The sequence below is a fragment of the Roseovarius roseus genome (assembly GCF_043355935.2).
In the GTDB taxonomy this organism is placed as follows: domain Bacteria; phylum Pseudomonadota; class Alphaproteobacteria; order Rhodobacterales; family Rhodobacteraceae; genus Roseovarius; species Roseovarius roseus.
In genome coordinates this window covers 318,617-335,792 of the sequence record NZ_JBHFPE020000004.1, presented here as the reverse complement: position 1 = coordinate 335,792, position 17,176 = coordinate 318,617, and the positions used below count along the sequence as shown (strand labels likewise).

The window sequence follows — 17,176 nt, the reverse complement described above, 5'->3', positions numbered from 1 at the left end:
ATGATTGCAATGCGAACCTCTGCGCTCAAAATACTGGCCTTCGCCGCAGATTGATTTTACGCTGCGCTTGCAAACTACATTCCTCAGGGGGATCTGATACATGACCAAGGCACCGACATTGCCGCGCGGCATGACGCGCCGCCGTTTTCTGGCCACGGCCGCTGCTGCCGCGCTGACGGCCGGCCTCTTCTCGGGCGCGCGTCCGCTGATGGCCGCCGAGCCGATCAAGACCGCTGCGGTCTACACCGTCCCGGTCGAGCAGCAATGGGTCAGCCGCATCCACAAGGCTGCCGTCGCCGCGCAGGAGCGGGGCGATATCGACTACGCCTATTCGGAGAATGTCAGCAACACGGACTATGCCCGCGTCATGCGCGAATATGCCGAGAGCGGCTATACCCTGATCATCGGCGAGGCATTCGCGGTCGAACAGGAGGCCCGCGAGGTCGCCGCCGAGTATCCCGAGATCGCCTTTCTTCTGGGCTCCAGCTTCAAGCCCGAGCCGGATCTGCCCAACTTCGCCGTCTTCGACAACTACATTCAAGACGCCTCGTATCTGACGGGAATCATCGCCGGATCCCTTAGCGACAGTGGTAATATCGGCCTCATCGGCGGCTTCCCCATTCCCGAGGTGAACCGCCTGATGCATGCCTTCATGGCAGGCGTGCGCGAGACTAATCCCGACGCCAAGTTCCAGGTCAGCTTCATCGGCTCGTGGTTCGATCCGCCCGCCGCCAAGGAAACCGCTTATGCGATGATCGAGAACGGCGCCGACATGCTCTATGCCGAGCGCTTTGGTGTGAGCGACGCGGCGCAGGAAAAGGGCGTTCTGGCCATCGGCAACGTGATCGACACGCAGGCCGACTATCCCGACACGGTCGTCGCCTCGGCCATCTGGAATTTCGAGCCGACGCTGAATATGGCCATCGAACAGGTCAAGGCCGGCACGTTCAAGGCCGAGGATTACGGCCGCTTCTCGATGATGAAAGAGGGCGGCGCCGAGCTTGCCCCCCTCGGCACATTCGCCGGCAAGGTCCCGCAGGAGGCGATGGATCTGGTCGAGCAGCGCAAGGCCGAGATCATGTCGGGGGACTACACCACCGAAGTCAACGACGAAGAGCCGAAGTCCAACTAAATGCCTGATAACAAAGAGGCGCAGGTCGTCCTGCGCCTCGACCAGATTACCAAGACGTTCGGCAATTTCACGGCCAACGATGCTGTCAGCCTTACCCTGCACAAGGGTGAGGTCATCGCCCTTCTGGGCGAGAACGGCGCGGGCAAGACCACGCTGATGAACATCCTCTTCGGCCAATACACCGCCGATGGCGGCACGGTCGAGGTGATGGGCGCCGCCCTGCCCCCCGGCAACCCGCGCGCGGCGCTGGATGCGGGCGTCGGCATGGTGCATCAGCATTTCACGCTGGCCGAGAACATGACCGTGCTGGAAAACGTGACGCTGGGCACACAGCCCCTGACCGCGCTGCGCCAGGACCGCCGCGGCGCGCGGGCGCGGATCCGCCAGCTCAGCCAGGACTTCAAACTCAGCGTCGATCCGGATGCCCGCGTCGGGACCCTGACCGTGGGCGAGCGGCAGCGGGTCGAAATCCTCAAGGCGCTCTACCGCGACGCGCGCATCCTCATCCTGGACGAGCCGACGGCGGTTCTGACCCCGCAGGAAACAAACGATCTTTTCGAGACGCTGCGCAAGGCCGTCGCCCTGGGACTGTCGATCATCTTCATCTCGCACAAGCTGCACGAGGTCATGGCGATTGCCGACCGCGCCCTGATCCTGCGCCATGGCAAGGTGGTGCATGAGGGGCCGATATCGGGCACCGACCGGCACGATCTGGCCGCGCGCATGGTGGGCGGCGAGGTCAGCGCGCCCAAGGCCGACCCCGGCACACCCGGCGCGCCGCTGCTGTCGCTGCGCGGTGTCTCGACGCCCGACAAGGGCGCGGCACCCGGCCTCAAATCACTCGATGTCTCGCTGCATGCGGGACAGATCACAGGCCTTGCGGGTGTGTCGGGCAACGGGCAGGCCGCGCTTGCCGCAGTCGTGGGCGGCGTCATCCGTCCGGCCTCCGGCATGCTCGCGCTGAACGGCGCCGAGGTCACGGCCTGGACCCCGCGCGAAGCGATCCATCACGGCATCGCCCGCATCCCCGAGGATCGGCACAAGACCGGCACCATCGCCGATTTCGATCTGACCGAGAACGCCATTCTCGAGACCTATCGCGATGCGCCGTTCAGCCGACATGGCTGGCTCAACTGGCGCCGCGCGCGCGAGTTTGCCGAAGGCATCATCAAGGGCTACGACGTGCGCTGCCCCGGCCCCGGCACCCGCATTCGTCTTTTGTCTGGCGGTAACATGCAAAAGCTGATCCTTGGCCGCGTGATGGAGGGCAGCCCCCAGATCATCCTCGCCAATCAGCCGGTACGCGGCCTCGATATCGGCGCGGTGAATTATGTCCATTCGCAGCTACTGGCCGCGCGCGACCGCGGCGCGGCAGTCCTTCTCATCTCTGAAGATCTGGATGAAATCATGGCCTTGTCAGACGTTATTCATGTCATCTCCGAAGGCCGCCTGTCGCCCCCCTTCGCGCGCGGCAGCATGACGCCCGCCGAGCTTGGTGTCTGGATGGCCGGCCACGGATTTGCGGAGCCCGCCCATGCGTCTTGAACCCGTCGCCAACCCCAGCCTCGCGCGCACCACCGTGCCGCCCGCGCTGGCCATCCTCGCCACCGTGGCGATCGCCTCCTTCCTTGCGATGATCGCGGGCGCCAACCCGTTTTCGGTGCTGGGCCTCATCATCAAGGGCGCGTTCGGCAGCAAATTCGCGCTTCTCGAGACGCTGAACCGCGCGACGCCCCTCATCTTTACCGGCCTCGCCGTCGCTGTCGCCTTTCGCGCGCGACTGTGGAACATCGGGGCCGAGGCGCAGCTTTACGCTGGCGCGCTGGTCGTCGCCGTTCTGGGCACCGGCCTGCTGAACTGGTCTTCCCTTGCACTCCTGCCCGTCATGGCCATCCTCGCCATGGTCGCGGGCGCGATCCTGCTGCTGATCCCGGCGCTGCTCAAGGTGCGGCTGGGCGTCGACGAGGTGGTCACGACCCTGCTGATCAACTTCATTTTCCTGCTGTTCATCTCGATGCTGCTCGAAGGCCCGCTCAAGGACCCGATGGGCATGGGCTGGCCCAAATCGCCGCGCCTGATCGAAGAGGCCCGCCTGCCCCGCATGGCCGAGGGGCTGCGCCTGCATTGGGGCTTTGGCCTCGCGCTGATCGCGGCGGCCATCACCTGGATCATCGGCGCCCGGACCACCTTGGGCTATGAGATGCGCGCCGTCGGCCTCAACCGCGAGGCAGCGGAATTCGCGGGCATCCCCGTGGGCCGCGTCCTGATCAAGACGGCGCTCCTCTCGGGCGGCCTTGCCGCGCTGGCGGGCTATTCGGAGGTGGCGGGGCTAAAAGGCAACCTAACGCTCGATCTAAGCCCGGGCTTTGGCTACACCGGCATCATCGTCGCAATGCTGGCGCTCCTGAACCCTCTCGGCGTCATCGCCGCCGCGCTCTTTGTGGCCGGCATCTTCGTGGGCGCTGACTCGATGTCCCGCGCCGTCGGCGTGCCGACCTACCTCGCCGACATCATGCTGGCGACCGCGCTCCTCTTGATGGTGGTCGCAATCCTTCTGACCCGGTTCCGCGTGGTGAGGGAGTAAGCCATGGATATCATCGAGATCCTCTTCACCGCCAGCTTCTGGACCGCCGCGATCCGCATCGCGTCACCGCTCATCTTCGCCACGCTGGGCGAGTTGATCTGCGAGCGCGCGGGCGTTCTGAACCTCGGGATCGAGGGGATCATGGTCGCGGGCGCCTTCGCGGGCTGGATGGCGGTCTATTCCGGCCTCGGCCTCTGGCCCGGCGTCATGGTCGCCTTTGTCGTCGGCATGGGTTTCGGCCTTGTCCATTCGACCCTCACGGTGCCCTTCGGCCTGTCGCAGCATGTGGTCGGCCTCGGCGTCACGCTCCTCGCCACCTCCAGCACCTATTACGCCTACCGCCTTGCCCTGCCCGAGGTCACATCCCCGCCCAAGATCGAGGCGTTCCAGCCGCTGGAAATCCCGATCCTGTCAGACATCCCCCTGATCGGCCCCGCGCTTTTCGCGCAAACACCACTGACCTATCTGGCCTTCGCGATGGTCGCCATCGTGTCGATCACGCTCTACCGCACGCCGCTGGGCCTCGCGGTGCGCGCCGCTGGGGAAAACCCGCAGGCGGTGGCGGCGCAGGGCCTTTCGGTCACCGCGATCCGCATGGGCGCCGTGATGGTCGGCAGTGGCCTCATGGCGATCGGCGGCGCGTTCCTCACCATGTCCGCCTTCAACAGCTTCTTCTTCGAGATGGTCAACGGGCGCGGCTGGATCTGCATCGCCCTCGTCGTCTTTGGCGCGTGGAAACCGGGCAAGGCGCTCCTCGGCGCCATCCTCTTCGCCGCCTTCGATGCTGCGCAGATCCGCCTGCAACAGACGCCCCTGGGCGCGGGCATCCCCTACCAGGTGTTCCTGATGATGCCCTATTTCCTGTCGATCCTTGCCCTCGTCGTCATGTCGCGCCGGGCCGAGGTGCCAGCCGCCCTCATGGTCCCATTCAACAAAGGAGAGCGCTGATGTTCGACATCATCGTCAAGGGCGGTACGCTGCCGGATGGCCGGGTGGCCGATATTGGGATCGAGAAGGGCCGCATCAAATCCATCGGCCAACTGGACGCTGAGGCGGGCGAGGTGATCGACGCCGCTGGCGATCTGGTAAGCCCGCCCTTCGTTGACCCGCATTTCCACCTCGACGCCACGCAATCCTACGGCACGCCGCGCATCAATGCCTCGGGCACCCTGCTCGAAGGGATCGGACTCTGGGGCGAGCTCAAGCAGGTGATGACTGAAGACGAGATGATCGCCCGCGCCCTCACCTATTGCGACTGGGCCGCCTCCATGGGCCTCTTGGCGATCCGGAGCCATGTGGACACCTGCGACGACACCCTCAAGGGCGTGCGCGCCATGCTGGAGGTGCGCGAGCAAGTTAAGGACTATATCGACCTGCAACTTGTAGCCTTCCCGCAGGACGGCCTCTACCGCGACCCCACCGCGCGCGACAACACCATCCGCGCGCTCGACATGGGCGTCGACGTGGTGGGTGGCATCCCCCATTTCGAGCGTACGATGGCGGATGGCGCCGCCTCCGTCCGCGACCTGTGCGAGATGGCCGCCGACCGCGGCCTGCGCGTCGACATGCATTGTGATGAGACCGACGATCCGATGAGCCGCCATATCGAGACGCTGACTTATGAAACGCAGCGTCTCGGCCTGCATGGCCGCGTCAATGGCAGCCATCTCACCTCGATGCATTCGATGGACAATTACTACGTCTCCAAACTCCTGCCCCTCATCGCCGAGGCGGGAGTCTCGGCCGTGCCAAACCCGCTCATCAACATCATGATTCAGGGCCGCCACGACACCTTCCCCAAACGGCGCGGCCTCACGCGGGTCAAGGAAATGCAGGCGCATGGCATAACGGTCGGCTGGGGCCAGGACTGCGTGCTTGACCCGTGGTATCCTCTGGGCACCGCCGACATGCTGGACGTGGCCTTCATGGGCCTCCACGTCGCCCAGATGTCCTCGCCCGAAGAGATGGCGCGCTGCTACGCGATGGTCACGACCGAGAGCGCCAAGATCATGGGCCTCGACGACTACGGCCTGCGCGAGGGCGCATCAGCCTCGCTCGTCATCCTCGACGCCGCGACACCCACCGAGGCGCTGCGCCTGCGCGCCGCGCGCCTTTGCGTCATCGCCAAGGGCCGCGTGATATCGCGCACCCCCCGCATGGACGCCACGCTCAGCCTGCCCGGCCGCCCGGCCGGCATTCGCCGCCGCCATCGCACCTGAGACCATTCTTCTTGCCACAAATATCCTGGGGTGAGCCGGGAATTTTCACCGAAAATTCTCGGCGAGGGGCAAAGCCCCTCAAGCGCCGAAGTCCCAACTCCGTCCGCGCATGTCGCTTTCGGTATAGGCCGGGTGCGTGTAGGCTGTCACAACGGGCGAAATTGCGAAACGCCCCAAGGAGGCCGCCATGTTTCTATCCGTCTTCGACATGTTCAAGGTCGGCATTGGCCCCTCGTCGTCGCACACGATGGGGCCCATGGTGGCCGCCGCACGGTTCCTGGACAAGATGCGCGCCGCACCCTTCACCCCCCACGGCGTCAAGGGCTCGCTGCATGGCAGCCTCGCCTTTACCGGCATCGGCCACGCAACGGACCGCGCGACGATTCTCGGCCTCGCGGGTTTCGTGCCCGAAACCTATGACCATGAGCGTGCCGAAGAGGTGATGGAGCAGATCCGCGAGACGCACACGCTGTCCCCCGACGGCCTGGGGACGCTGACCTTCAATCCCAAAGAGGATTTGTTGTTCGATTTCGGCCCCAACCTGCCCGGTCATGCCAATGGCATGGTTCTGATGGCGACCGACAGTCAGGGCGACACCATCCTGCAGGAGACCTATTACTCAATCGGCGGCGGCTTCGTGATGACGGAGGCCGAGCTGGCCGCAGGCCGCAACACAGAGGAAGGCGCCCCCGTCCCTTACCCGTTCAAATCCGCCGCCGAGATGCTGCAGATGTGCGAGACCTCGGGCAAAACCATCGCCCAGATGAAGAAGGCCAACGAGATCTCGCGCAAGGGCGAAACGGACATGACCGCCGGCGTCAAACGCATCTGGCAAGTGATGAATGATTGCATCGAGCGCGGCATGACCACCGATGGCACCCTGCCCGGCGGGCTAAATGTGAAACGCCGCGCCAAGGGCATCCGCGACGCCCTGATCGCAGAGCGCGGCACGAACCTGAGCGCGCCGCACAAGATCAACGACTGGATGAGCTGTTACGCCATGGCCGTGAATGAAGAGAACGCGGCTGGCGGGCAGGTCGTGACCGCGCCCACCAACGGTGCGGCGGGCGTCGTCCCTGCGGTCATCAGGTACTACCTCGATCATTACCCCGGCGCGTCCGAGGCGCATGTCGAAGATTTCCTGCTGACTGCCGCCGCCATCGGCGGCCTCGTCAAGTTCAACGCCAGTATTTCGGGCGCCGAGGCGGGCTGCCAGGCCGAGGTGGGCAGCGCCGCCGCGATGGGCGCCGCCGGGCTTTGCGCCGTGATGGGCGGCACGCCGATGCAGATCGAGAATGCGGCCGAGATCGCGCTTGAGCATCACCTCGGGATGACCTGCGATCCCGTGAAGGGGCTTGTCCAGGTGCCCTGCATCGAGCGCAACGGTCTGGGCGCGATCAAGGCAGTTTCGGCGGCCAGCCTCGCCATGCGGGGCGATGGCACGCATCTGGTGCCGCTAGATGCCTGCATCGAGACGATGCGTCAGACCGGCGCCGACATGAGCGAGAAATATAAGGAAACCTCGCTTGGCGGCCTGGCCGTCAACGTGCCCAATTGCTGAGCGCGCCATGCAGGCCGCGCACCCCCTGACCGCCCTGCCCGCCGCGCGCGTCACGCTTGGCATCCTGCTGATGGTCGCCTTCTCGCTGACCGCGCCCATCATGGACAGCTTTGCCAAGCTGATCGGCAGCGCGCTGCCCGTGGCGCAGGTGGCCGCGATCCGCTTCTTCGCGCAGGCGCTGCTGCTCACACCGCTCGCCTGGGCGATGGGCTGGCTGCATATGCCCGGCCGCGCCGAGAGTGGGCTGCACCTCGTGCGCGCCGCGCTCCTATTGATCGCGACGGGCTGCTTCTTCTACTCGCTCCAGTTCATGCCGGTGGCCGATGCCATCGCCATTTTCTTCGTCGAGCCCTTCATCCTGACGCTGCTTGGCGGGCTTCTGCTGGGTGAAGCCATCGGCCCGCGCCGCTACATCGCCTGCACCATCGGCTTCGTCGGCGCCATGCTGGTGATCCGGCCCAGCTTTCAGGACGTGGGCGCCCCCGCGCTGCTACCGCTCGTCACCGCGCTACTCTTTGCCTTCTACATGATCCTCACCCGGCGCATGGCGACCCGGATGCACCCTATCACCTTGCAAGCCTATACCGGCATCGCCGCGCTGGTGCTGGCTCTGCCGGTTCTTGTGGCGCTGAACGGCTCGGGCCTTGCGCAGTTCGATCCCGTCTGGCCCGCCGCGCGCGAGATGTGGCTGCTGGTCGGCCTCGGCCTTGCCGCGACGGTCAGCCATATCTGCATCAGCTTCGCGCTCAAATTCGCGCCCGCCTCGACGCTGGCGCCGGTGCAATATCTGGAAATCGTCACCGCCACCGCTTTCGGCTTTTGGATCTTTGGTGATCTGCCCGACATGATGGCCTTCTGCGGCATCGCGCTGATCGTGGCGTCGGGCCTCTTCGTCTTCCTCCGCGAGCGGCATCTGGAGCGGCGGCCCCTTCCCCAGCCCTGAAGCTCAAGGCCAACGCGCGGGGTTCTCCATCAACATCTGCACCACGTCCTCCAGATGCGCGGCGGGCAGAATGACCAGCAGTTTGGGCGCGGTGACGCTAAGCTGCATCGGCCCGGTCGCGTAGTTCGACGTGCCTATCTGACCGTCGGGCGTCAGCACCAGCCCCCCGATCGGCCAGTTAAGCCCCTCCGAGCGCCCCTCGACCACGCCCATGGGAAAAAGCGACACCCGGCTGCCCTCAGGCAGATCCAGCGCCATCGTGGGCGGCGCCAGGAACATCGCGTCATCCTCGCTCATCAGCACGCAGCGGCGCGCGGGCCAGCGCACCAGCACGTTACAGACGGCCAGCTGATGATCCACCCGCGCGCCGGAGAACCCCGCGCCTATGATCAGAGGCGCGTCGATTCGGCTGAGGCATTTCTCGAAATCGGTGCTGTCTTGCTCGGTCACCTCATGCAGCGCGGCCTCGGGCAGCGCGTCACGCACGGCATCCGTCAGCGAGTCGAAATCGCCGATCACCGCCTCGGGCACAGACCCATGCGCCAGCGCCGTGGCCGCCCCGCCATCGGCCGCGACGACCCTGCAAGACATGTTTAACACTCGCTCCACCACATGGCCGGGCACCTCCGCGCCCCCGATCAGGGCGATTGGACCCGTTTTGTGAACAATCATGCTAAATTCCTTAGGACTTATCGCCAGACGGGAAACAAATCACAATCTTGCCATGAAATGATACGCTGATGATCGCAGATTCGGGCCTCTTTGGGCTAGCCTGCCATGGTAAAGATTGGCTTCGCAGTCAAGGAAAGGCGAGTTTATTATGGTCAGCAACAGCAAGATCCTCACGGTCTCCTACGGCACGTTCTCGTGCACACTGGAAGGCTTTGACGACTCGTTCGACACCATGAAGGCGATTGCCGAGTATTTCCGCGATCTTGCCGCCGATGACCGGTATTTCGGGGCCGAACCGCCCAGCCCCGATGCCGAGATGCTGGCCCGCATCGCCGAGCGCGAAATCTCGCGCCGGGTGGAGGCACGCGGCACCGATGGCAAGATCCACCTGCGCGCCGATCCTGCCTCGCTTCCTGCTGCCGAAGCGCCCCGGACTGACGCGCCCGCAGCACAGCCCCCTGCCGGGCCTGACCAGACGGCCGAGGCCGCGTCATCCACCCCTCAGGCTGCCGCGCCGCAAATGGACGCCGACGCAAGCTCGGACGAGTTCCCGGCGGCGCCCATCGCAGATGCGCCGCGCGAACCGGCCTTCAAGGCGCCAGCCGCCACCGCAGTGAGCGAGAGCATTGCCGACAAGCTGCGCCGCATCCGCGCCGTGGCCGCGCCTGCCGGCACGGGATATGCTGCGCCCGGCTTTGACGAGGATGAGCATGCGCAGGATTTCCTGACCGATACCGCGCAGTCTGACACCTCCCTGGCTGGTCAAGCTGCAATGGAGGATGATGCCGACGAGGCATTTGCCGCGGTGCCAGCGGATATGGCCGATGCCTGGGAAGACGACATGGGCGTCGAAGAGACGGACAGCACGGTGCCGGACACGCTGGAGCAAGATGATGAGGACCTGGCGTCCGAGATGTCAGACGCGTCCGAGCCCGCGCCGTCGCAGCAATCCGAAGCCGACCGCGAGGATGAGGCCGAAGACGACAGCGAGGACGAGATCCTCGCCGCCCCCGAGGCGTCCGAGCCTGAAAGCACGCCCGAGCAAGAGGTCGCCGATACGGATTATGGCGATGTCCTCACCCGTCTTGCTGCCGCAGACGAACCCGAGGTTGAAGCCGAAGCCGAGCAGGATATGGCAGAGGACGCATCTCTGGACGGAGATGATGAGGAGGACGAGCAGGATCTCGAGGAAATGCTGCGCGCCGCCGAGGCGGCCCGCGATGACGAGACCATCGAAGAAGATGAAAACATCTTTGGCGAAGATGAGTACGACGCCCTTTCCGGCGATGACGACACCCTGTCACAGCTCTTGGCCGATGCGATGGGCAGCGACCGGCCCGCCACCGATACGTTCGCCGGTGGGACTGCTGATGATATAGACGAGGATGATCAGGACGAGCAGGCTGACCTGCAAGACGCCGAGCGCCCGCTGACGGCCCGCGTCATCAAGATGAAGCGCAGCGATCTGGACGCGGCCCTCGCAGGCAGCGATCTGGAGGAGGATATGGGCGCGGCAGAGCGCCCCGCCGATCTGAGCCCCGAAGCCGAGGCCGAGCTGCAGCGCGAGTTGGCAGAGGTCGAGGCCGAGTTGCAGAACGCCCGCGTCCCGGAGACGATCATCACCGACGTGACACATGCGCCGGTGGATGAGGATACTCAGACCGAAGATGCCACGTTCGAAGAGGCCGATGACGAGAATGATGATGACATGGTCCAGTCTCAGTCGATTCCAGAGCATGACGACCGCGCCGAAGAAGATGACGCCGAAACCGACCTGGCCGAAGAAGACACCATCGAAGACGATGCCAATGAGACGCAGGCCGAGCAGCCCGCCCCCATGCGCGCCAATCACTTGGGCACGCCGGCGTCGGAGGCGCAGGCCGCGCGCATCTTTGACGAGGCCGACTCGCAGCTGGAGAAACCCGAGGCCAACCAGCGCCGTAGCGCGATCCAGCATCTGCGCGCCGCCGTCGCCGCCACGCGGGCCGAGCGCCGCGCAGGGAGCGCCATGGAAGCCGATGTCGACGATCAGCCCTACCGTAAGGACCTGCAAAGCGCCGTGCGGCCGCGGCGCCCTCGCGCCATTGCCTCCGGCATGACCCCGCGCCCCAGCGCCAATCCCGCAGCGCGCCCCGCGCCGCTGAAACTGGTCGCCGAACAGCGCGTCGATACGCCCACGCAGCCCGTCCAGCCCCGCCGCATCACGCGCGCCGATCTGGCCACCGCACCGGCCCCCGAGATTGAGCGTCCGCAGCATGCGATGCAAGAGGATGCGCCCGGTTTTGCCGAGTTTGCCGAGCAGATGGGCGCGAACAGCCTGACCGACATGCTCGAAGCCGCGGCCGCCTATATGGCCGATGTCGAGGGGATGCCCCAGTTCTCGCGCCCGATGCTGATGCAAAAACTGCGCGAGGCGCAGGAGGATGAGTTCTCGCGCGAAGATGGGCTGCGCTCATTCGGTCAGCTCTTGCGGCAGGGCAAGTTGCAAAAGCTGAAGGGCGGGCGGTTTGCCGTCACCTCGGTGACCGAGTTCCGCCGCTCTGCCTGAGGAGGTTCAGTTCAATGAAAAACGCCGCCGAAGGGATCTTCGGCGGCGTTTCTCGTTTCAGATCAGCTATGCGGCATGGATCCAACCCGTGCCGCGTGCCGGTCTTTACATCGACGGCATCAGAACGCTGTCGATGACATGGATGACACCGTTGGACGCTTCGATATCGGCCGTAGTCACGTTGGCTTCATTGACCATCACGCCGCCTTCGGTCTTGATCGTGACGTCACTGCCCTCGACCGTGGCTGCGGTCATGCCGTCGCTCAGGTCGCCCGACATGACTTCACCCGAAACCACGTGGTAGGTCAGGATCGCGGTCAGCTTGTCCTTGTTCTCGGGCTTGAGCAGGTCCTCGACGGTGCCTTCCGGCAAAGCAGCGAATGCATCATCGGTCGGGGCGAACACGGTAAACGGGCCTTCGCCCTTCAGCGTCTCGACCAGACCTGCGGCCTCGACGGCGGCGACCAGCGTGCTGAACGAGCCTGCCTCGACGGCGGTGTCGACAATATCCATCGAGTGATTGTCTGCGAAGGCGGGCAGTGCCAGTGCGGTCGATGCGGCAAGGGCCATGAATGTTCTGCGGATCATTAGGTAAATCTCCTCTCTGAGTGTCGCCGTTATCAGCGATATGAGATTTACGGGGCGGACCTGAAACAGGATCACTCACATAACCGTGATGCCCGCCAAAAGACTGGAGCGCCGCCCGGCCCATGCCATGCCTCGGCCTCATTAAACCCTTATTAATATAGGATGGAATAAGCTGAGTGAGGTTCGCCGCCGGAGGATCCGTATGCAAAATTTTGCGATGCCTTTATCGCCCTGCACGCGCCACGCGCGCCTGTTCGAGCTGATCCGGCAACAAAACCGCGCCGCGCGCATCGCGCAGCGCAAGGATGCGGCGCCGCCGCCGGATCCAGGCGCGCTGGCCGAAATCGCCCGCCGCGCCAAGGCCTCTTGGCAAAAGCTGTGCTGATCTACCACCCTCTTCGGGCGTGAGGACCCTCAGCCGCGAAAACCCGTGGCGATCACGAATTTTTCGGAACTGTCCGAGCGTGATGCTGGCGGCTTGACGTTGGCCACCTTGGTAAATCGCTGCTTGAGCAGTTTCTGCAACTCGCCCTCGGCGCCGCCTGCCAGCACTTTCGACACGAATGTGCCGCCCTCTTCCAGCACGTCGAAGGCAAGATAGGCCGCCGCCTCGCAAAGTGCGATGATGCGCAAGTGATCGGTTTGCTTGTGCCCCGAGGAGGACGCCGCCATGTCGGACATGACCACATCGGCCTTGCCGCCCAGCCATTCCTTGACCTGCTCATCCGCGCCATCTGCCATGAAATCCAGCGTATGCAGCGTCGCGCCCGCGATCGGCTCGATCTCTTGAAGGTCCACGCCAAGGATGGTTCCAACGGCCTTGCCGCCCTTTTCACCCAGCGCGTTGATGCGCGGCACGGCCACCTGCACCCAGCCGCCCGGCGCGCAGCCCAGATCGACGACGCGCGCGCCCGGCACGAGAAAGCGGAACTTGTCGTCCAGCTCCATGATCTTGTAGGCGGCGCGGCCGCGATAGCCTTCGGCCTGCGCGCGCTTGACGTAAGGATCATTCAGCTGCCGCTGCAACCAGCGGGTTGACGAGGCCTTGCGCCCGCGCGCGGACTTGACCTTGATCGTCAGGTCGCGCTGACCGCGCCCCGACGTATTCTTGCCATCCGGTCCCTTGTTCATGCATCCTCCTGGGTGCTGAGCACGCCATCTGCCGACATCTGCGCATAGAGCATCCCCTCGCGCAGGCCGCGATCCGCCACCGAGAGACGGTCCGTGGGCCAGCAGCGCAGGAGCGCCTGCAGTATCGCTGCCCCAGACATGATCAACGCGTGGCGGTCAAGCCCGATCCGCGGATCGTTGCGCCGCCCCTCAGGGCCGAGGGCCAGATACCCGCGAATGACGGTATCTATTTCATCGGAGGTCATGCGCAGCCCATCCACCCGGTTGCGGTCATAACGCCTGAGGTTCAGATGGCTCGCCGCGACGGTGGTGACGGTGCCGCTGGTGCCCACGATCTGAAAACCCTTGCGCGATTGCTCGCTTTTGTAGGGTGCGAATTCGGTGAGATTTTCTTCGAAGAACCAGCTCATCAGGGCAAAGCGGGCCGCATCGTCGTCCACATCGTGAAACTGATCGCGCAGCGTCGCGACGCCCAGGGGCACGCTGATCCAATCGACGACACGGGCACGCGGTCCGTCACCGCCATTACCGGCGTTGAAGCCCCCATGCAGACGCATGATGGCGCGGCGGCGGTCATGGGGCGGCACTTCGGTCAGGTCGATCCAGACAAGCTCGGTCGAGCCGCCGCCGATATCGACAACGAGAAGCTGATCCGTCTCGGGCGCGACGAGGGGCGCGCAGCTGACGACGGCCAGTTGCGCCTCTTCCAGCGGCGAGATGACATCCAGCGTCAAGCCCGTCTCGCGCCGCACGCGCGCCATGAACGCCGCACCATTGCCCGCGCGGCGCGTCGCCTCGGTGGCGACCAGCCGCATCGACTGGACCTTGTGGCGCTTGAGTTTCTGCTGACATACGCGCAGCGCCTGTATCGTGCGCCCGATCGAGGCGCGCGACAGTTGGCCGGTCTTTTCCAAACCGGCACCCAGCTGCACCGACTTGCTGAAACTGTCGATCACGCGGAACTGACTGCCGCGGGGCTCCGCGATCAGCATCCGGCAGCTGTTTGTACCCAGATCGAGCGCCGCATAGAGCGGCGGGCGGTCGGGCGGTTTCGGCGCGGGGCTTTCAACCGGTTTCGGGACAGCGCCCGCACCTTCGGGACGCTTGGGCGTCATAGGGAACGCCCTCCATTTTGAGTTACCTCCAAGTTATGGCCTATGCGCCCTCTGCGCAAGCCCGCTACGCGCGGCGTGGCGTTGCGCCTCATGCAGGAGATGAAAATTATGGGGGTATGCTCGCATGGCCGCGCCAGGACGGCTCGGTTAACAATACCGCGTCGCGCAACACATACTTTCGGTCGAAAACAGGCGCCGGAGGCCGCTGGGCGTGCATTAGACAGGGGCGAGAAACGGGGGAATCACCATGGTCGATGTCACCATAGTCTACTGGCGGGACATTCCCGCGCAGGTCATCGTCGGCAAGGGCCGCCGGGGCGCGAAAAAGCAGCTGCCCGAGCGATTCGAGCAGGCCATCGACCGCGCCGCGATGAAGATAGGCGCGGATGGCAGTGAAGACTACCTCGCCGAATGGCGCAAGGCCGCCCCCTATGATGTGGAAGGCGAGCCCGCCGAGGTGGCCGAATCCGAGGCCGCCCGGATTGAAGCCGAATACGACCGCGAGCGCATCAAGGTGCTGATCGCCAATGACGGCTGGAATGCCGCAGACGCATCCTCTCAGGCATGACCCCAACCGGGATTAAGGAGGCTATCATGGCCCTTTTGAACTTCAAGAAGCGCAGCACCCCCGCCCACGCCACGCCGCCCGCCGCTGTCGAGGCCCTGCTCAAGGATTACTCGATCGAGGTGATGCCGCGCACCGCCGAGAAGGTCGAGAGTTTCCGCGACCTGCTGCCCGAGGGCACGCGCGTCTATATCGCCCATATCGAGGGCACGCCGATCGAGGACATGGTCGCCACGGCCAAGCGTCTGGCCAGGGATGGCTACCCGGTCATGCCGCATTTCCCCGCGCGCATCATCAAGGACCGCGCGATGCTGGCCGATTGGATCGCCCGCTATCAGGGCGAGGCGGGCGTCGATCAGGCGCTGGTGCTGGCCGGCGGCGTTGCCGAGCCGCAAGGCGAGTTCGACAGCTCGATTCAGCTTCTGGAATCGGGCGAGTTCGGCAAGGCAGGCTTCAAGCGCCTCCATGTCGCTGGCCACCCCGAAGGCAACCGCGACATCGACCCCGATGGCGGCATGGACAATGTCAGCGCGGCGCTGAAATGGAAGCAGGCGTTTTCCGAGAGCTCGGACGCCGAAATGGCGCTGGCCACGCAATTCGCCTTCGAGGCCGGGCCGATCATAGAATGGGCCGACACGCTGAAGGCGAACGGCATCGACCTGCCCATCCATATCGGCATCGCCGGCCCCGCCAAGCTGCAGACGCTGATCAAGTTCGCCATCGCCTGCGGCGTCGGCCCGTCGCTCAAGGTGCTGCAGAAGCGCGCGATGGACGTAACCAAGCTGCTGCTGCCCTACGAGCCCACCGATGTCATCAGCGCACTGGCGACGCACAAGGCGGCCAACCCCGACTTCAACATCACCAACGTGCATTTCTTTCCCTTGGGCGGTATCAAGGCGAATGCGACATGGGCCATCGAGAATGCAGGCGCCTCCGGCGTGCCCGCCTCGGCCAAGTAAAACAAGTAATCAAGGAACACACATGACCCGCACTATCGTCGAGAGCAAAACGAAAACCGCCGTCATCGGCTTTGACGAGCCCTTTTGCGTCATCGGCGAGCGCATCAACCCCACGGGCCGCAAGAAACTGGCGGCTGAACTGGAGGCGGGCGATTTCTCGACCGTGGAGAAGGACGCCGTCGCGCAGGCCAATTGCGGGGCGACCGTCCTCGATATCAATGCGGGCGTGGTCTATAACTCGAACCCCAACCCGAACGAGACCGAGCCGCCGCTGATGACCAAGATCGTCGAACTGGTGCAGGGCCTTGTCGATCTGCCGCTCTGCATCGACAGCTCGGTGCCTGCCGCTTTGGAAGCGGGGCTGAAGGCCTGCGAAGGCCGTCCGCTGCTCAATTCGGTGACGGGCGAGGAAGAGCGGCTGGAATTCGTGCTGCCTCTGGTCAAGAAATACAACGTGCCGGTCGTCGCCATTTCCAACGACGACACCGGGATTTCCGAGGATCCCGATGTGCGCTTTGCGGTCGCCAAGAAGATCGTCGAGCGCGCCGCCGATTTCGGCATCCCTGCGCATGACATCGTGGTCGATCCGCTGGTCATGCCGATCGGCGCGATGGGCACCGCCGGCCTGCAGGTCTTTACCCTCGTGCGCCGTCTGCGCGAAGAGCTGGGCGTGAACACCACCTGCGGCGCGTCCAACATCAGCTTTGGCCTGCCCAACCGCCACGGCATCAACAACGCGTTTCTGCCGATGGCGATGGGCGCAGGCATGACCTCGGCCATCATGAACCCGGTCGCCCTGCCCGTCCCGGCGTCCAAGATCGCCGAAAAGCGCGCCGAAGTTGCCGCCACCGGCCTCGAGATCCCCGAGGACATGGATGACGAAACCTTCTGCCAGCTTTTCGGCCTGGGCAGCACCCTGCCCAAGCCCGGTTCGGAGATGGAAGCCATCCGCGCCGCCAACTTCCTGACCAATAATGATGCCCATGGCGGCGAGTGGATCCGCTTTAACAAGCAGCCTCCCAAGGCCGGTGAAGAGGGCCGTGGCCGCGCGGGCCGCACCGGCGGGCGTCGCCGCCGCTGATATCTCTCCTCCGCTATCTGAAAGGCCCTGCATCCTGCGGGGCCTTTTTTCGTTTGATCCGGCTGACTTGTGCGTCGC

At 64.8% G+C, this 17,176-nt stretch carries 16 protein-coding genes; 12 read left to right on the top strand and 4 right to left on the bottom strand.

Annotation, left to right across the window (positions count from 1 at the left end; genetic code table 11):
• Positions 1 to 100 precede the first annotated feature (100 nt).
• From ACEWPL_RS09925 to ACEWPL_RS09895, 7 genes are all read left to right on the top strand, one after another.
• Positions 101 to 1,132, top strand: a complete 1,032-nt coding sequence (locus ACEWPL_RS09925) for a BMP family protein (protein WP_393931880.1) — start codon at positions 101 to 103, stop codon at positions 1,130 to 1,132.
• A complete protein-coding gene (locus ACEWPL_RS09920; RefSeq protein WP_393931878.1) occupies positions 1,133 to 2,677 on the top strand; it encodes an ABC transporter ATP-binding protein in 1,545 nt (514 codons plus the stop codon).
• Complete coding sequence (locus tag ACEWPL_RS09915; protein ID WP_393931876.1) at positions 2,667 to 3,716, top strand: ABC transporter permease; 1,050 nt, start codon at positions 2,667 to 2,669, stop codon at positions 3,714 to 3,716. The genes ACEWPL_RS09920 and ACEWPL_RS09915 overlap by 11 nt, the downstream gene beginning before the upstream one ends.
• A gap of 3 nt (positions 3,717 to 3,719) precedes the next feature.
• Entirely contained in the window at positions 3,720 to 4,664 is a 945-nt protein-coding gene (locus tag ACEWPL_RS09910) for an ABC transporter permease (RefSeq protein WP_393931873.1), read from the top strand.
• Positions 4,664 to 5,935, top strand: coding sequence for an amidohydrolase family protein (locus ACEWPL_RS09905; protein ID WP_393931870.1), 1,272 nt, complete (start codon positions 4,664 to 4,666; stop codon positions 5,933 to 5,935). The genes ACEWPL_RS09910 and ACEWPL_RS09905 overlap by 1 nt, the downstream gene beginning before the upstream one ends.
• Positions 5,936 to 6,122: 187 nt before the next feature.
• A complete protein-coding gene (locus tag ACEWPL_RS09900; RefSeq protein WP_393931868.1) occupies positions 6,123 to 7,496 on the top strand; it encodes an L-serine ammonia-lyase in 1,374 nt (457 codons plus the stop codon).
• 7 nt (positions 7,497 to 7,503) lie between these two features.
• On the top strand, positions 7,504 to 8,439 hold the full coding sequence (locus ACEWPL_RS09895; protein ID WP_393931865.1) for a DMT family transporter: 936 nt from the start codon (positions 7,504 to 7,506) through the stop codon (positions 8,437 to 8,439).
• A gap of 3 nt (positions 8,440 to 8,442) precedes the next feature.
• Here the strand turns inward: ACEWPL_RS09895 and ACEWPL_RS09890 are convergent, their stop codons facing one another.
• Entirely contained in the window at positions 8,443 to 9,111 is a 669-nt protein-coding gene (locus ACEWPL_RS09890) for a thiamine diphosphokinase (protein ID WP_393931863.1), read from the bottom strand.
• 148 nt (positions 9,112 to 9,259) lie between these two features.
• Between ACEWPL_RS09890 and ACEWPL_RS09885 the strand changes: the two genes are divergently transcribed.
• Positions 9,260 to 11,659, top strand: coding sequence for a hypothetical protein (locus ACEWPL_RS09885; RefSeq protein ID WP_393931861.1), 2,400 nt, complete (start codon positions 9,260 to 9,262; stop codon positions 11,657 to 11,659).
• 105 nt (positions 11,660 to 11,764) lie between these two features.
• Here the strand turns inward: ACEWPL_RS09885 and ACEWPL_RS09880 are convergent, their stop codons facing one another.
• Positions 11,765 to 12,247, bottom strand: coding sequence for a fasciclin domain-containing protein (locus ACEWPL_RS09880; protein ID WP_393931858.1), 483 nt, complete (start codon positions 12,245 to 12,247; stop codon positions 11,765 to 11,767).
• A 202-nt stretch (positions 12,248 to 12,449) separates the two neighbouring features.
• Between ACEWPL_RS09880 and ACEWPL_RS09875 the strand changes: the two genes are divergently transcribed.
• Positions 12,450 to 12,632: a hypothetical protein gene (locus ACEWPL_RS09875; RefSeq protein ID WP_393931856.1), complete on the top strand. Its 183-nt coding sequence runs from the start codon at positions 12,450 to 12,452 to the stop codon at positions 12,630 to 12,632.
• Positions 12,633 to 12,661: 29 nt separating this feature from the next.
• Here the strand turns inward: ACEWPL_RS09875 and ACEWPL_RS09870 are convergent, their stop codons facing one another.
• Positions 12,662 to 13,378, bottom strand: coding sequence for an RlmE family RNA methyltransferase (locus ACEWPL_RS09870; protein ID WP_393931854.1), 717 nt, complete (start codon positions 13,376 to 13,378; stop codon positions 12,662 to 12,664).
• The gene (locus tag ACEWPL_RS09865; protein WP_393931852.1) at positions 13,375 to 14,493 is read right to left on the bottom strand and encodes a Ppx/GppA phosphatase family protein; all 1,119 of its coding nucleotides are present in this window, start codon (positions 14,491 to 14,493) and stop codon (positions 13,375 to 13,377) included. Before ACEWPL_RS09865 ends, ACEWPL_RS09870 begins: the two co-directional genes overlap by 4 nt.
• Before the next feature lie 247 nt (positions 14,494 to 14,740).
• On the opposite strand from ACEWPL_RS09865, the gene ACEWPL_RS09860 reads away from it, so the two are divergent.
• The 3 genes from ACEWPL_RS09860 to ACEWPL_RS09850 are packed head-to-tail and all read left to right on the top strand — an operon-like array spanning position 14,741 to position 17,098.
• On the top strand, positions 14,741 to 15,061 hold the full coding sequence (locus ACEWPL_RS09860) for a virulence factor (RefSeq protein WP_393931850.1): 321 nt from the start codon (positions 14,741 to 14,743) through the stop codon (positions 15,059 to 15,061).
• A 26-nt stretch (positions 15,062 to 15,087) separates the two neighbouring features.
• Entirely contained in the window at positions 15,088 to 16,017 is a 930-nt protein-coding gene (locus ACEWPL_RS09855) for a methylenetetrahydrofolate reductase (RefSeq protein WP_393931848.1), read from the top strand.
• A 22-nt stretch (positions 16,018 to 16,039) separates the two neighbouring features.
• The gene (locus ACEWPL_RS09850; protein WP_393931846.1) at positions 16,040 to 17,098 is read left to right on the top strand and encodes a methyltetrahydrofolate cobalamin methyltransferase; all 1,059 of its coding nucleotides are present in this window, start codon (positions 16,040 to 16,042) and stop codon (positions 17,096 to 17,098) included.
• Positions 17,099 to 17,176: the final 78 nt, after the last annotated feature.

Bases quoted from the DNA above. Each gene is read 5' to 3' on its own strand.
- ACEWPL_RS09925 (WP_393931880.1), top strand. From the start codon at position 101: ATGACCAAGGCACCGACATTGCCGCGCGGCATGACGCGCCGCCGTTTT.
- ACEWPL_RS09920 (WP_393931878.1), top strand. From the start codon at position 1,133: ATGCCTGATAACAAAGAGGCGCAGGTCGTCCTGCGCCTCGACCAGATT.
- ACEWPL_RS09915 (WP_393931876.1), top strand. From the start codon at position 2,667: ATGCGTCTTGAACCCGTCGCCAACCCCAGCCTCGCGCGCACCACCGTG.
- ACEWPL_RS09910 (WP_393931873.1), top strand. From the start codon at position 3,720: ATGGATATCATCGAGATCCTCTTCACCGCCAGCTTCTGGACCGCCGCG.
- ACEWPL_RS09905 (WP_393931870.1), top strand. From the start codon at position 4,664: ATGTTCGACATCATCGTCAAGGGCGGTACGCTGCCGGATGGCCGGGTG.
- ACEWPL_RS09900 (WP_393931868.1), top strand. From the start codon at position 6,123: ATGTTTCTATCCGTCTTCGACATGTTCAAGGTCGGCATTGGCCCCTCG.
- ACEWPL_RS09895 (WP_393931865.1), top strand. From the start codon at position 7,504: ATGCAGGCCGCGCACCCCCTGACCGCCCTGCCCGCCGCGCGCGTCACG.
- ACEWPL_RS09890 (WP_393931863.1), bottom strand. From the start codon at position 9,111: ATGATTGTTCACAAAACGGGTCCAATCGCCCTGATCGGGGGCGCGGAG.
- ACEWPL_RS09885 (WP_393931861.1), top strand. From the start codon at position 9,260: ATGGTCAGCAACAGCAAGATCCTCACGGTCTCCTACGGCACGTTCTCG.
- ACEWPL_RS09880 (WP_393931858.1), bottom strand. From the start codon at position 12,247: ATGATCCGCAGAACATTCATGGCCCTTGCCGCATCGACCGCACTGGCA.
- ACEWPL_RS09875 (WP_393931856.1), top strand. From the start codon at position 12,450: ATGCAAAATTTTGCGATGCCTTTATCGCCCTGCACGCGCCACGCGCGC.
- ACEWPL_RS09870 (WP_393931854.1), bottom strand. From the start codon at position 13,378: ATGAACAAGGGACCGGATGGCAAGAATACGTCGGGGCGCGGTCAGCGC.
- ACEWPL_RS09865 (WP_393931852.1), bottom strand. From the start codon at position 14,493: ATGACGCCCAAGCGTCCCGAAGGTGCGGGCGCTGTCCCGAAACCGGTT.
- ACEWPL_RS09860 (WP_393931850.1), top strand. From the start codon at position 14,741: ATGGTCGATGTCACCATAGTCTACTGGCGGGACATTCCCGCGCAGGTC.
- ACEWPL_RS09855 (WP_393931848.1), top strand. From the start codon at position 15,088: ATGGCCCTTTTGAACTTCAAGAAGCGCAGCACCCCCGCCCACGCCACG.
- ACEWPL_RS09850 (WP_393931846.1), top strand. From the start codon at position 16,040: ATGACCCGCACTATCGTCGAGAGCAAAACGAAAACCGCCGTCATCGGC.